General features: G+C 61.4%; 6 protein-coding genes. 2 read left to right on the top strand and 4 right to left on the bottom strand.

Translation table 11 applies throughout. From position 1 onward, the window contains the following. Positions 1-22 precede the first annotated feature (22 nt). Positions 23-5,989 (top strand): Hpt domain-containing protein, encoded by a 5,967-nt coding sequence (locus ALP40_RS24195; protein WP_122210659.1) that lies wholly within the window; start codon positions 23-25, stop codon positions 5,987-5,989. Then, entirely contained in the window at positions 5,982-6,470 is a 489-nt protein-coding gene (locus tag ALP40_RS24190) for a chemotaxis protein CheW (RefSeq protein ID WP_122210658.1), read from the top strand. The genes ALP40_RS24195 and ALP40_RS24190 overlap by 8 nt, the downstream gene beginning before the upstream one ends. Before the next feature lie 126 nt (positions 6,471-6,596). Here the strand turns inward: ALP40_RS24190 and selO are convergent, their stop codons facing one another. The 4 genes from selO to ALP40_RS24170 all read right to left on the bottom strand — a co-directional run bounded on the left by selO (position 6,597) and on the right by ALP40_RS24170 (position 15,338). Then, the gene (selO, locus tag ALP40_RS24185; protein WP_122210657.1) at positions 6,597-8,060 is read right to left on the bottom strand and encodes a protein adenylyltransferase SelO; all 1,464 of its coding nucleotides are present in this window, start codon (positions 8,058-8,060) and stop codon (positions 6,597-6,599) included. Between the two features lie 48 nt (positions 8,061-8,108). After that, positions 8,109-11,495, bottom strand: a complete 3,387-nt coding sequence (gene mscK, locus ALP40_RS24180; RefSeq protein WP_122210656.1) for a mechanosensitive channel MscK — start codon at positions 11,493-11,495, stop codon at positions 8,109-8,111. Between the two features lie 38 nt (positions 11,496-11,533). Further along, the gene (locus ALP40_RS24175) at positions 11,534-13,276 is read right to left on the bottom strand and encodes a potassium/proton antiporter (RefSeq protein ID WP_122210655.1); all 1,743 of its coding nucleotides are present in this window, start codon (positions 13,274-13,276) and stop codon (positions 11,534-11,536) included. 259 nt (positions 13,277-13,535) lie between these two features. Then, positions 13,536-15,338, bottom strand: a complete 1,803-nt coding sequence (locus ALP40_RS24170; protein WP_122210654.1) for an acyl-CoA dehydrogenase — start codon at positions 15,336-15,338, stop codon at positions 13,536-13,538. Positions 15,339-15,340: the final 2 nt, after the last annotated feature.

The following is a 15,340-nucleotide window of genomic DNA, read 5'->3' as shown; positions in this document are numbered from 1 at the left end:
CGGGTAAAGAGCGGTATGCGTCATGGCTGATCGTCACGATTACGTGGCTCTGGAGTGGCTCAAGGGCGAGATCGCCGAGACGCTTATCCAGGCACGTCACGCGCTGGACGAATTCATTGTGGATCCCGCGAACACAGCGGCGATGGCCGAGTGCCTGAACCTTGTGCATCAGGTGCATGGCAGCCTGCAGATGATTGAGTTCTACGGCGCAGCGCTGCTGGCCGAGGAAATCGAGCAATTGGTACTGGCTGTGCAACAGAACCGCGTCAGTCATCCGGCTGAATCCGAACAGCTGCTGATCCAGGCCATGACTCAATTGCCGGTGTACCTGGAGCGCATTCATTCGGCGCGCCGTGATTTGCCATTGGTGGTCCTGCCGCTGCTCAATGATTTGCGCAGCGCCCGGGGCGAAACCCTGCTGTCGGAAACCAGCCTGTTCGCGCCGCAACTGGTCGTGGTGCCGGCGCTGGACGAGGAAGAGCTGGCCCGGCGCAACACACCTGATCTGCCCACGCTGTTGCGCAAATTGCGCCAGACTTTACAGGCCGCGCTCGCCGGTCTGATGCGTGAGCAGGGCGTCAAGACGCAGCTTGGCTACATGGCCAAGGTATTTGCCCGCCTTGAACAGCTTTGCGAGGACGCGCCACTGGGGCCGCTCTGGCGGATCGCCACGGCGCTGGTCGAAACCATGCTCAACGGCAACTTCGCCAACAGCCCGGCCCTGCGTAGCCTGCTCAAGGATGCCGACAAGGAACTCAAGCGTCTGGCCGAGCAGGGCATCGAAGGCATCAACCAGCCCGCGCCCGAAGAACTGCTGAAAAGCCTGCTGTTCTACATCGCCAAATCCGACAGCCTTGCGCCAAAGATGCTCGATCTGAAAGACCAGTACGCGCTGGCCGATGCACTGCCCGGCAACGACGTGGTCAACGAAGAACGGGCGCGAATGGCCGGGCCCGACCGCGATGCCATGCGCTCGGTCATTGTGGCCCTGTGCGAAGGGTTGGTGCGGATCAAGGAGCGGCTGGATGTGTTCGTGCGCGGCGACCGCCAACACGTCAGCGAACTCAACGCCTTGCTGCCGCCGCTGCGGCAGATCGCCGATACCCTGGCGGTGCTCGGTTTCGGTCAGCCCCGCAAGGTGATCATCGATCAGCTTTCGGTGGTGCAGGGCATGGCGCACGGTCAGCGCGAACCCAGCGACGCGGCGCTGATGGATGTTGCGGGTGCTTTGCTGTACGTCGAATCGACGCTGGCTGGCATGGCCGGTAATACCGAGCAGGCCAGCCGCGAAGACAGCCGCTTGCCGACAACAGATCTGACCCAGATTCATCAACTCGTGATTCGCGAGGCACGTGTTGTGCTGCAGCAGGCCAAGGACGTGATTCTGGATTACATCGATGGCGAATGGGACCGTCAGCGCCTTGATCCGCTGTGCGCGCTGCTGGTGCAGGTGCGCGGCGCTCTGGCGATGATCCCGCTGGCCCGGGCGGCCAGTTTGCTGGCGGCGTGCAACGAATACATTCAGGAGCACCTGCTGGTGGACGAAACGCGTCCCGGCTGGGTTCAGCTCGACTGCCTGGCCGACACCATCACCGGCGTCGAGTATTACCTGGAGCGCATGGGGGAGGACCATGCGGCGCCGGGCGATCAGATTCTCGACATGGCGCAAGAAAGCCTGGCCCGACTGGGCTACACGCCTGCGCCGGATACGCTGGAAGTGCCGCTGCTCGACGAGGTCATCACCCAGGACGAGCTACTTGCGCTGGACGATCGCAAAGCGCTGGTCAGCCCGACGCAGACCATCGCGCAGGTGCTGGCCAGGCCGGTATCAGCCGTCAACCCGCCCGCCCGTAACGCACCAACCAGCCTGCTGCCGCCGCCTTCCGGCGAAGAGGCGGTGGACGGTGAGCTGTGTGAAGTCTTTCTGGAAGAAGCCGAAGAAGTGCTGGACGCCCTGCGCGAATACCTGCCTCGCTGGTTGGGTTCGCTGGACAGTCAGGGGCAGTGGGACGTTGCGGCGCTCACCGAAGTGCGGCGGGCGTTTCACACGCTCAAGGGCAGTGGGCGGATGGTCCGGGCGCTGATTCTCAGCGAACTGGCCTGGTCGGTGGAAAACCTGCTCAACCGGGTGCTGGAAGGCGATGTGCTGCCGGCGCTCGACGTCCAACAGTTGATGGCCGACGTGCTGGCGCTGCTGCCAGCAGTCATCAAGGATTTCGCCGAAGGCGCCCAGCGCCAGCGAAACGATGTGGACCTGCTGGCCGCTCGCGCGCATGCGCTGGCCAGTGGTCTGGAGCCGCCTTCGTTGCCTATACCGCCTGAAGGGGCTGACGTTGAAGTCATCGATCCGCAGTTGTTGGAGATATTCCGCCAAGAGGCGCTTGGGCATTTGGGCACACTGAGTCGCTTTCTTGAAACCGCCGAACAGTCGCCTTCGCCATCGATCGGCGACAGCCTGCTGCGTGCTTTGCACACACTCAAAGGCAGCGCACACATGGCCGGCGTACTGCCGATTGCCGAACTGTCCAGCCCGTTGGATCAACTGGTGCGTGAGTACAAGGCCAACCTGATCGCCATCGGCCCGCCAGAAATCCGCTTGCTGCGCAGCGCCGAACCGCTGTTGCGCAAAGGGCTCGATCAACTGGACAGCCAACCGCTGGCATCGATTCCGGGTGCGCCTGCGTTGATCGAAGCTGCGTATTCACTGCTCAACGACCGGCTCACAGCCGCCTTGCGCGAGTCGGACAACGGCCTTCGGATCAAGCGCAATCCCCAGTTGATCGCCAGCTTTCTCGCCGAAGGCATGGACATCGTGCTGGATGCGGAAAACCTGCTGCGTCGCTGGCGCGAACACCCTGGCGAGCGGCAGGAACTCAGTGCGCTGCTCGATGAGCTGACCACGCTGGGGCACGGTGCGCATCTGGCTGATCTGCCGCAGGTCGATGAGCTGTGCGAAGCCTTGCTTGACCTGTATGGCGCGGTCGAAGAAAGCAGTCTGGCGGTGAGCGAGCGTTTCTTCGATGACGCCGAGCAGGCCCATGAAGCCTTGATCAATATGCTGGATCAGGTCGCCGCAGGGCAGGATGTCGACCCGCGTCCCGAATGCGTCAGAGCGCTGCACGAACTGCTTGATCAGGCGCTTGATCCCTCAGCGACCGGGCTGGTCAAGAGCGATGGCCATCACACATTGACGGTTACCGAACTCAATGCCGCCACCGAGCAGTTGGCAAGTCAGGCCCTGCAGCCCGAAGTCGCCAGCCTTGACGACGAAATCGTCGAGATCTTTCTCGAAGAGGCCGTCGACATCCTCGACAGTGCCGGTCAGGCGTTGCAGCGCTGGTTGGACGAGCCGGAAAACCCACTGCCGCTGTCGTCGCTGCAACGCGATCTGCACACGCTGAAAGGCGGGGCGCGGATGGCTGAGGTCGCCGAAGTGGGGGATTTGGCTCATGAGCTGGAAAACCTCTACGAAGGCCTGATCGACCGGCGTTTCAGCCACTCGCCGCAGTTGGGCGACCTGTTGCTCAAGAGCCATGATGAACTGGCGATCATGCTGGAACAGTTGTTCAGACAAGAGGCGCTCAACGACCCGGCACCCTTGATCGACGCCCTGATTCGCTGTCGTCGCGAAGAGCATCGGGAGTCCGAGCCTGCTGCGCCGGTCGAGCCGATTGAAGAGCCGCCGGAACGCGATACCGAGCTGCTTGAGATTTTCCTCGAAGAAGGATTCGACCTGCTCGACAGCTCTGGAGCGGCCTTGGCACGCTGGCAGGCTGATCCGCAGAACACCCTGGAAGTCGAAAACCTGCTGCGCGATCTGCACACGCTCAAGGGTGGCGCGCGTATGGTTGAAATCGCCCCCATCGGCGATCTGGCCCATGAGTTGGAAACCCTCTATGAAGGGCTCTCCACCGGCACGATGCAGCCAGACCCGCTGATGATGAGCTTGCTGCAAAGTGGCCATGACGTGCTGGCCGATATGCTCGACGCCGTGCGCACCGAAAAGCCGCTGCCCGACGCGACCCTGTTGATCGAGAGCATGCAGGGCCTCGTGGGGCAGGAACCGACGCCGCGCGTGCCGCTTGCCGCTACACCTGAGCCGGAACCGGCAATCCCTCTAGCGCCGGCTGGCGAGGCGGAATCCGAGCGCAACGTACCGGAAACGATCAAGGTCCCGGCCGAACAGCTGGAGAATCTGGTCAACCTGGCGGGTGAAACGTCGATATTTCGGGGGCGCATCGAGCAGCAGATGCTCGACGCTCAGGTTGCGCTGATCGAGATGGAAACGACCATCGAGCGGATGCGCGATCAGTTGCGCCGTCTGGACATGGAAACCCAGGGCCGCATCCTCAGTCGCGAGCAGGTGCAGGCCGAGCGCTTGGGCTACGAAGAATTCGACCCGCTGGAAATGGACCGCCACTCTCAGTTGCAGCAGTTGTCCCGGGCGCTGTTCGAGTCGGCATCCGACCTGATGGACCTCAAGGAAACCCTCGGTGCCCGTACCCGTGACGCCGAGATGCTGTTGTCGCAGCAGGCTCGGGTCAACACCCAGTTGCAGGAAGGGCTGATGCGTACGCGCATGGTGCCTTTCGAGCGCATGGTCCCGCGATTACGACGTGTGGTGCGGCAGGTGGCGACCCAGCTGGACAAGAAAGTCCAGTTCGAGGTCGCCAATGCCGACGGCGAAATGGACCGTAATGTGCTGGAACGTATGGTCGCGCCCCTTGAACACATGTTGCGCAACGCCGTCGATCACGGCCTTGAAAGCACTGAAAGACGCCTGGCTGCCGGCAAGCCCGAACAGGGGTTGATCAACCTGGAGCTGATGCACGAGGGCGGCGATATTGTGATCGAACTCAGTGACGACGGGTCGGGCGTCGATCTGGCGGCCGTTCGGCGCAAGGCGATAAAACGCGGCATGATCCATCCCGACGCCGATCTGGCCGATCACGAGATTCTGCCGTTTATCTTGCAGGCCGGTTTTTCCACGACCGACATCATCACCCAGATTTCCGGGCGCGGTGTGGGCATGGATGTGGTGCACGCCGAGGTCAAGCAACTGGGCGGCTCGATGGTGATCGACTCGGTGCCGGGCAAGGGCACACGTTTCAGGATCCGCCTGCCGTTTTCGGTATCGGTCAACCGTGCGCTGATGGTCACCTGTGGCGAGGAGCAGTACGCCGTTCCGCTCAACACCGTCGATGGTATCGTCCGGGTTCTGCCGAACGAGCTGGCCGGGTACTACCAGACGAGCCCGCCGCGCTATCAATACGGCGGACGCAGTTACGAGCTGCGCTACCTCGGTGAATTGATCGACAACAGCCCGCCACGGCTGATCGGCCAACTGGAGCCGTTGCCGGTCCTGCTCGTGCATTTGCAGGATCAATGGGTGGCGGTGCAGGTCGATGCACTGGCAGGTTCTCGGGAAATCGTGGTCAAGAACCTCGGCGCTCAGTTCGCCAGGGTTCAGGGCATTTCCGGGGCGACCATCCTAGGCGATGGTCGCGTGGTACTGATTCTCGACCTGATGGCGCAGATTCGTGCGTTGCAGGGGCGTCTGCGCAGACCGATGGTTGACGGGCCTGCACCTGCGTTCAACGAGGCCGAGCACGTCAGGCCGTTGCTGGTCATGGTGGTGGATGATTCGGTCACGGTGCGCAAAGTCACCGGCCGTTTGCTGGAGCGCCACGGCATGCATGTCTTGACCGCCAAGGACGGTGTGGACGCTATGGCCCTGCTTCAGGAGCACACCCCGGACATCATGCTGCTGGACATTGAAATGCCGCGCATGGATGGTTTTGAGGTTGCCAGCCATATCCGTCATGACGAACAGCTCAAGGACTTGCCGATCATCATGATCACATCCCGCTCTGGTCAGAAACACCGCGACCGGGCGATGGCCATCGGCGTCAATGACTACCTGAGCAAGCCGTATCAAGAAAGTGTGTTACTGGACAGCATCGCCCACTGGAGTCAGGTCAATGTCTGAAAGCACGTTCCAGACCAGCCGAATGACCAGCCTGACCGGACTGTTGCTGCCGTTGAGCGACCGTCACCTGCTGCTGCCCAATATCGCAGTGGCAGAATTGATCGACTATCAGGATTGCAGCGCCGAACCCGGCGCGCCTGAATGGTACTTGGGGCTGATCAGCTGGCGCGAACTCAGCTTGCCGCTGCTCAGCTTCGAAGCCGCCTGCGGCGGACGCACCCGAGTCGGCGGCCGTGCGCGCATCGTGGTGCTCAATGCCCTCGGCGCACGTAACGACATCAGGTTCATTGCCCTGCTGACCCAAGGCATTCCACGGTCTTGCAAAGTCGACAGCCAGTTGAGCTACGTCGATGTGCCACTGACCGAGCTGGAACTGGCTGCGGTGCAGGTCGGCGAAACGGTCGCCCGCATTCCCGACCTGGAAGGGCTGGAACAATGGCTGGTCGACGCAGGCCTGGCCAACCCCTCCGAGCGCGGCTGAATCGAGCCGTGGTAAAGCCCGTGGGAGCGAGCTGGCTCGCGAAGGCTATGTTCCTGACGCCGCATTCTTAGCGGATGAACTGGCCTATTCGCGAGCAAGCTCACTCCCACAGCGCCGCGTGCGCGATCACGACGAACAACTGATCTCCAGATGCTTGCCCCAATCCGGTGGGCGCTGGGCGTAGCGGTCCATGTCGGGTTGTTCGGTGAAGGGGTTGCAGAGGACTTCGTGCAGGCGGCGGACTTCTTCGTAGTCGCCTTGTTCGGCTGCCTTGATCGCGTTTTGCGCCAGGTAGTTACGCAGGATGTAGAGCGGATTGACGGCGTGCATGCGCGCTTTGCGTTCGTCTTCCGTGCTGTTGCCCTCTTGTGCGATGCGCGCCAGGTAAGTCTCGCCCCAAGCGTCAAAACCCTTGATATCAACGAAGTCGTCACGCAGGACGCGCAGCGCGTCGGCTGCCGGTGCATCGCCCAGGCGACGGAAGAACAGGGTGTAATCGACGCCGCTGTTCTGCATCAGTTGCAGCAGGCGGCTGACCAACGTGTCGTCCTGCTCGTCTGCTTGTGTCAGGCCCAAGCGGCGGCGCATCAGGTCCAGGTAATGCGCCTGATACAGCGGCAGGAACAACCCGATGGTTTCGCGCAATGCGTCCACGCTGATGAACGGTGTCAGGGCTTGGGCCAGCGCGCTGAGGTTCCACTGTGCGATCGGCACTTGATTGCTGAAGGAGTAGCGGCCTTCGTGATCGGAATGATTGCAGATGAAGTGCTGGTCGAAATCGTCCAGGAAGGCGAATGGACCAAAGTCGAAGGTGATGCCCAAGATCGACATGTTGTCGGTGTTCATCACACCATGACAGAAGCCATACGCTTGCCACTTGGCGATCAGTTCGGCGTTGCGCTCGACGATTTCCCGGAACATCGCCAGATACGGCTCGGCCTGTTCCTGGCAATGCGGGTAGTGGAGAGTCAGTACGTGCTCGGCCAGTTGCTTCAACTGCTCCGGCTGTTTGGTGTAATAAAAGTATTCGAGGCTGCCGAAGCGCACATGGCTCTCGGCCAGACGCAGAACGGTCGCGGCGCGCTCTTCGGTTTCCCGCCAGACCGGTGTGCTGGAGCCGATGACGCAGGCGGCTCGGCTGCTCGGGATGTTCAAGGCATGCAGCGCCTCGGAGGCCAGGAACTCGCGGATCGAGGAGCGCAGCACTGCGCGCCCGTCCCCCATCCGCGAATACGGCGTCTGCCCGGCGCCTTTCAGGTGCAGGTCCCAATGCTCGCCTGCCTCGTTGTAGACCTCGCCCAGCAACAGGCCACGGCCATCGCCCAGGCGCGGATTGTAGGAGCCGAACTGATGGCCGGAGTACACCATTGCCCGTGGCTCGGCTTCGGACCAGAGCTTGTGTCCGCCAAAAATTTCCGCAAACAGGGGCAGGTCCGCTTGCGCCGGGTCGAGGTCCAGCAAGGCCAGCGCGGCTTTGCTGGCCACCACGAGGCGAGGCTCGGCGATAGGTTCAGGCAGGACCGAAGTGGAGAACGCATCGCCCAGACGGGCGAAGCGGTTGTCGAAGACGAGTTCGTCGAGGGCTTTCACAGGCCATCTCCAGCAAAATGTGAGGGCATTCTGCTGGGGTTGACTCCATCAGTCGAGCCTGAGTTCAGGCGGCTCGGGTGCGTCCTTCGTAGCCGGTGCCACTTTGGTGTTGACCGGTGGTGTGGCCTTCTCGGTCGGCAGCAGGGTCTTTTCCTCCGACTCCACGGGCACCATCTTGTATTCCTTGCCCTGGGTGTTCTTGAGGTAGATCTCCATCTGGCGGAACGAGATGTTGATCTTCTGCTTCTTGAACTCGCGGTTGATGAACCGGTTGATCTCGTCCAGAACAGGGTTGCGGTCGCCCAGGTCGCGGACGTGCATGCGCAGTTCGTGGTCCAGCGTGCTTTCGCCGAAGTTCAGGAAGTAGACGATCGGTTCCGGCTCTTTCAGCACCCGTGGGTTTTCGCGGGCCGCTTGCAGCAGCAGCTCGCGCACAAGCTCCAGATCCGAGCCGTAGTCCACACCGAGCTTCAGGGTCACGCGGGTGATGGTGTCGGTCAGCGACCAGTTGATGAGCTGGCCGGTGATGAACGTCTTGTTCGGGACGATGATGTCCTTGCGGTCGAAGTCGGTGATGGTGGTGGCACGAATGCGGATCTTGCTGACCGTACCCGACAGGTTGCCGATGGTAATGGTGTCGCCGATCCGTACCGGACGTTCGAACAGGATCATGATGCCGGAGATGAAGTTGGCGAAGATCTCCTGCATACCGAAGCCAAGTCCGACCGACAGCGCTGCCACCAGCCACTGCAACTTGTCCCAGCTCACGCCCAGGGTCGAGAGGGTGGTGACGAAACCGATCCCGGCGATGGCGTAGGAAAGCAGAGTCGTCGTGGCATAGGCACTGCCTTGGGCCAGGTTCAGGCGTGACAGCACCAGCACTTCCAGAAGGCCCGGCAGGTTGCCCGCCAGCACGAAGGTAATGCCGATGATGACCACCGCACCGATGAAGTCGCCCAGGCTGATCGGCACCATGCTCATGTTTGCGCCAGTGCCGCTGGTGTATTCGTAAAGCGTGATGTTGTCCAGGTACGCGAATACGGTGATCAGATCGGCCCAGACCAGATACAGCGCGCCGATGAATCCGCCCAACAAGGCCAGACGTATCAGACGCAGCGATTGCTGGTTGACCTGTTCGATGTCCAGTTTCGGCTCTTCGACCGGTATATCGCTGTCGCCGTTGTCACGCGCTGCCTGGCGTTTGGCCAGGGCTCGCTGGTAGGCCAGACGACGCGCTGCCACGCCCAGACCACGCACGAAAGTCGCTTCGACCACCAGCCAGAGCATCAGCAGGTAAAGCGTGTCGATCAGCCGATCGCTGAGCTTGAGCGCGGTGTAGTAATAGCCGAAGCACACCGCTACGAAGAGGGCGATGGGCAGTGCGGTGAAGGCGATACCTACGGCTTTGCGGAACAACGATGCATTGTGATGGGTCGGGCTTGATACCAGCAAGCGGCCCAGCAGCCAGGCCATCAACGCGTAGCAGGTCAGCACTACACCGATGCCCAGCACGTCGTCTGCCAGCGCGGCAGGCTGGTGCTCGGCCACGGCCACAACGGCGACCAGTGCCAGCACCACCAGACCCAAACGACGGACCCAGCCGCGCAGGAATTCGACCTGCGCCGTTTCCCAGCGGAAATGCAGCTGAGCAACGCCCGAAGGGGCCAGTACGCGATACGCGGTATAGAACACCAGCCATGCGAGCGCAATCTGCAACAGCGCCTCGCCGAGGTTGGCGTTTTGTCCGCGGGCATCGATCTGTAGCGCATAGCCGCACAGGGCCAGGCCCAAGGCGACCGGCATGGCCAGCAATACGTTGATCAGCAGGGCGAGCGGCGTCTTCCATTGGCTGTCGCGCTTGAAGTGGCCGATGTCGGCATGCAGGCGGTTCAGGCGCTGATAAAGCGCCTTGCGCCGCCACGTCAGCACACCGATCAACAACAGCAGGGGCAAGAACAGCAAGGGGCGCTGAGTCAGGCCGTCCGACAGCTCGCTAAGGCTGGATGTCCAGGGCAGGGTGGCGACCTGTTTTTGCAGGCGCGGCCAGATGTTCTGGAACCACTCGATGTCCAGCGGCTTATTGCTTGGGATCCAGAACATCTGTTCATCCAGCGTCGAGCGCAGGCCCATCGCCGTGCTGGTCAGCTGTTTCTGGTTCAGTTGCAGGGTGATGGATTCGTTGAGCAGCGCACTGAGCTCACGGTTCAGGCGTTCCAGCAGATCGCTGCGTGTGATCGCCAGATCCAGCAACGTACGGCGCAACTGCGGCGTCACGTTTTCCGGTGTCTGCGTGGCGAGCAGTTTTTCGACATAGGCCGTAGGCGTGCTCATCTGCTCGCGTTGCTGGTTGATCTCGAACTGATACAGGCGAATGTTGGCGATTTCGTCCGCCAGGCCCTTGTCCAGTTCCAGATGCGGCAACGACTGCTTCTGTTTGTAGAGAATCTTGGACAGCAACAGGCTGCCGCTGAGAACGTTGATTTGCTCGCTCAGGGCCTGATCGGTCTGTGTCAGGTTGTCGAGTTGCTGCTTGGTCTTGAGGTTCTGCTGCGTCAGTTCGTTGAGGCGGTCGGTGCCGCGCAGCAGGTAGTCGGAGAGTTGCAGGTTGTACGCGCTTTCGGTCGCCAGCAGGCTGCTACCCCCGGATTTCTGGGCTTCAAGGGACAGATCAGCCACGGTTTTCTGCGACTGGGCGCGGCGTTTGTCGTTGATCAGGGTTTGCAGGTCCTGAATTTCCTGCTCCTGACGCGCAACCTTCTCAGTGAGCAAGTCGTGCTGGCTATTGCCCAGGTCCTGCAGCTGGCTATTGCCCGCCAACTCCTGACGGCGCAGCAGGTTAAGTGAGTTGATCGACGCCAGTTCGGCGTTGAGCAGGTTGCGCTGGTCGGCGCTGAGGGACTTGCCGTTGTCCTTGCCCAGTTTAAGGGTCGCATTGATCTGCTGAATACGGTTCTGATTGGCGCTGATTTCCGCCTGGGCACGCTCGGGACGTGTCTGGGCGGTGATGCTCAGGCTGTTGGCGTCATTGAGTTCTTTCTGCAAATCGCTCTGCTGGGTGCTGCGCTGGCTGAGCATCTGCTCAAGCTGCGGCACGTCCAGGCCGCCGTAGCGCTGTGCCACTGAAACGATCTTGCTTTCCTTCAGACGGCTCAGCTCGCGCTGATTTTCGACCGTCTGCTTGGGCGCCTGGTTGAGTTGCTGTTTGAGCGCGGTCAGCTTCTGCTCGCTATCCTGCTTGCTGGCCAGAAACCCCAGGGTTTGCTCCAGCACCTGCTGCAACGCTTTCTGATCGGCGTCCGGCAGTTTTCGGTCGGCGATCTTGTCGAGACTCTGCTGCACGGCCTCGCGGGTGGGCGGGTCGGCAGCAAGGGCAGGAAATGTGGAAAGACAAAGCGTAAACAGTGCGGCAGCACAAAGAGAGCGCAGGGAAAACATAGACACCGGTCGCGTGATGGTACGTGTGGGTTGGCAGTTTAAAGGAACAATCCGGGGCCCGGGCGGCTTCCTTCGGGGAATTTGACGCCCACCTTCTGGATCTTGTTCCCGTCCATGACGGCAACTGTCCAAATAGTTCCATTCCATTCGATCTGGTCACCCACGATCGGCTCACCGCGATTTTTCTGCACAATGAACTGACTGAGCGGTATGCCGGGATCGATACCGTCGAGTTTCAAGCCGTAAAGCGCCGCCACATCACCCAGTTTCGCGTCGCCTTCAAGCACGAAATCACCGAAGAAACGCAGGTCCAGACCGCGTTGCGGGGCCTGGCTGAACAGTTTGCCCAGCGCGGGCAAGTCGTGTTCGTGGCCGATCACGCACAGCAGATCGCCGACTTCCAGCGTGGTACTGCCAGACGGGTGAAGCAATTGCTGGCCACGGAACAGGGCAGCGATACGTGTGCCCTCAGGCATTTTCAACTCGCGCAACGCCGCACCGATGCACCATTTTTCTGCACCCAGGCGGTACACGAACAGCTCCCACTCGCTGGTGACATGCACTTCGAGGGCTGCACGGGAAATCGGTGCGGGATCAGGCGGAACCGTCACTTTAAGCAGTTTGGCCATCCACGGCAGGCTGGTGCCTTGCAGGAGCAGGGAAACCAGCACGATGAAGAACGCGAGATTGAAGTACAGCTGCGCATGGGGCAGGCCGGCCATCAGCGGGAACACCGCCAGAATGATGGGGACTGCGCCGCGCAGGCCGACCCAGGCGATGAACGCCTTTTCACGACCGTGGAACGTCTTGAACGGCAGCAGGCCGACCATCACCGACAGCGGTCGTGCGACAAGAATCATCCACAGCGCCAGACCCAGTGCCGGGATGGCGATGGGCAGCAGGTCGTGCGGCGTGACCAGCAGGCCCAGCACCAGGAACATGCCGATCTGTGCCAGCCAGGCCATGCCGTCGAGCATGTGCAGAATGCCATGACGGCTGCGGATCGGGCGGTTGCCCAGCACCAGACCGCACAGGTAGACCGCCAGAAAGCCGCTGCCGTGGATCGCGTTGGTCAAGGCGAAGATCGCCAAGCCCCCGGCGATCACCAGAATCGGATACAGGCCGGCCGCCAGATTGATGCGATTGACCAATTGCAGCATGATCCAGCCGCCGCCCAGGCCGATCACTGCGCCGATGCCGAACTCCTGAATCAAATGCCCCAGCAAGCCCCAGTGCAGGCCGGTCTGGCCGCTGGCGAGCATGCCGATCAGGGTCACGGTCAGAAACACCGCCATCGGGTCGTTGCTGCCGGACTCGATTTCCAGCGTGGCCGTGACCCGCTCGTTCAGGCCCTTGCCGCCTAGCAGTGAGAACACCGCCGCAGCGTCGGTCGAGCCGACGATGGCGCCGATGAGCAGGCCCTGAATCAGGGTCAGGTTGAACAGCCAGGCCGCGACCATGCCGGTCAGCACGGTGGTGATCAGCACTCCCACCGTGGCCAGCGACAAGGCGGGCCAGAGCGCCACCCGGAAACTTGCGACCCGGGTTCGCAGACCGCCGTCGAGCAGAATCACCGCCAGAGCCAGGTTGCCGACCAGATAGGCCGTTGCGTAGTTGTCGAAAATGATACCGCCGCCATCCACACCCGCCACCATGCCCACCGCGAGGATGATCACCAGAATCGGAATGCCGAGGCGTGAGGAAAGGGAGCTGACCAGGATGCTCGCCGTTACCAGCAACGCGCCGATCAGGAACAGGCTGTTGATGGTGGTGGCATCCAAGGGCGGTACTCCATAGAAAACGAATCAAAAACGAAGAGGGCGAAAACTGACCATGCAGTCCGCGTGCCAAGGGATTTAACCCGTTGAATTGGCTGACTGTCAAAGCAATGTCCTGCCGGGTGCAGGAAAAATACGCAACACGGGGGATGTGACGCCACGTGCGCCGTTCAGAGCACAGCGAATTGCCGGCCACGTTGGTCGGAGAGAAATGGCCTGTCAGAGTGGCCTCGAACGCTACGCAGGAGGCCATGCACAGGAGCTAGAACCAGGTTTGCTGCATGGACAGGCACGCATCGTCCCGACGTTCGAGAATTGCCAGTTCGTGATGGCAGCCCGGTACTTCCCAGGTCAGGAAATAACGCGCGGCCTGCAGTTTGCCCCTGTAGAAGTCGACATCGGCCGCGTTGCCTTTGCTCAAGCCCTCTTCGGCACGAATCGCCTGTTCCAGCCAGCGCCAGCCGATCACGGTATGACCGAATGCCTTGAGGTATAGCGCCGAGTTGGCCAGCGCGACGTTGACGTTGCCTTGCGCAAGATCGGTCAGCAGCCCGACCGTCACGCTTTGCAAGGCCGCCACCAGATGCTGCAGCGGTTGACGCAGGTGATCGAGCTGGCTGAACGCACTGGCGCGTTGCGCGGTATCGGCGATCAGCCTGACCAATTGCTTCAGGCCGGCACCGCCGTTTTGCGCCAGCTTGCGGCCCAGCAGGTCCAGCGACTGGATGCCGTGGGTGCCTTCGTGGATCGGGTTCAGACGATTGTCTCGGTAGTGCTGCTCGACCGGATATTCGCGTGTATAACCGTGACCGCCAAGGATCTGGATCGCCAGCTCGTTGGCCTTCAGGCAAAACTCCGATGGCCAGGATTTGACGATGGGTGTCAGCAGGTCCAGTAACTCATGGGCCTGCTGGCGAACCTGTTCTGTTTCACCGGTCTGCGCGTCGTCGAACAGGCGAGCGGCATACAGTCCGAGATCGAAAGCGCCTTCCACGTAGGCTTTCTGGGTCAGTAGCATGCGCCGCACGTCGGTGTGCTGGATGATCGGAACCGGAGCGCTGTCCGGGCTCTTATTGTCCGGCAGACGACCTTGCGGGCGTTCGCGGGCGTAATCGAGCGAATACAGATAGCCCGCGTAGCCGAGCATGACTGCACCCATCCCGACACCGATGCGTGCCTCGTTCATCATCTGGAACATGTAACTCAGGCCGTGGTGGGGTTTGCCGACCAGATACGCCACGCATTCGCCGTTATCGCCGAAGTTGAGCGCTGTGGAAGTCGTGCCTTTCCAGCCCATCTTGTGGAAAAGCCCGGCCAGCACGACATCGTTGCGCTTGCCTGAGGTGCCGTCCTCATTGACCAGAAATTTGGGCACGATGAACAGCGAGATGCCTTTGACGCCAGCCGGAGCATCCGGCAGTTTGGCCAGCACCATATGCACGATGTTTTCCGACAGCGCGTGATCGCCGCCAGAGATGAAAATCTTGTTGCCGCGCAGCCGATAGGTGCCGTCCGCCGCCGGTTCGGCGCGGGTACGAATATCGGAAAGGGACGAGCCCGCGTGGGGCTCGGTCAACGCCATCGTGCCGAAGAAACGGCCCTCGATCATTGGTTGCAGAAAGCGCTGCTTCTGTTCGCCGCTGCCGAAGCTTTCGATCAGGTTCGCCGCACCCATCGTCAGAAACGGATAGGCCGTGGTCCCGGCATTGGCAGCTTGGAAGTGAGCGAAGCAGGCTTGCGACAACAGGGTGGGCAACTGCATGCCGCCTGCTTCGAAGTCGCGTGCAGCGTTGAGAAAGCCTGCTTCCAGAAACGCATCGACCGCAGGCTTGACCTCGGGAATCAGCACAGCGGCGCCGTTTTCATAGCGCGGCTCGTTTTCGTCAGCCTTACGGTTGTGTGGCGCAAAGTACTTCTCTGCGATGGTCCGCGCCGTGCCGATCGCCGCGTCGAACGTCTCACGCGTGTGCTCGGCAAAGCGCTCGCGACGGGTCAGGGCTTCGGCATCCAGCACTTCATACAGCTCGAAAGCCAGATTACGGGAACTGAGCAGCGACTCGGACATGG

Origin of the sequence: Pseudomonas viridiflava, assembly GCF_003702045.1 — a bacterium.
Taxonomy (GTDB): Bacteria; Pseudomonadota; Gammaproteobacteria; order Pseudomonadales; family Pseudomonadaceae; genus Aquipseudomonas; species Aquipseudomonas viridiflava_C.
This window is presented reverse-complemented; position numbering and strand designations above follow the sequence as displayed.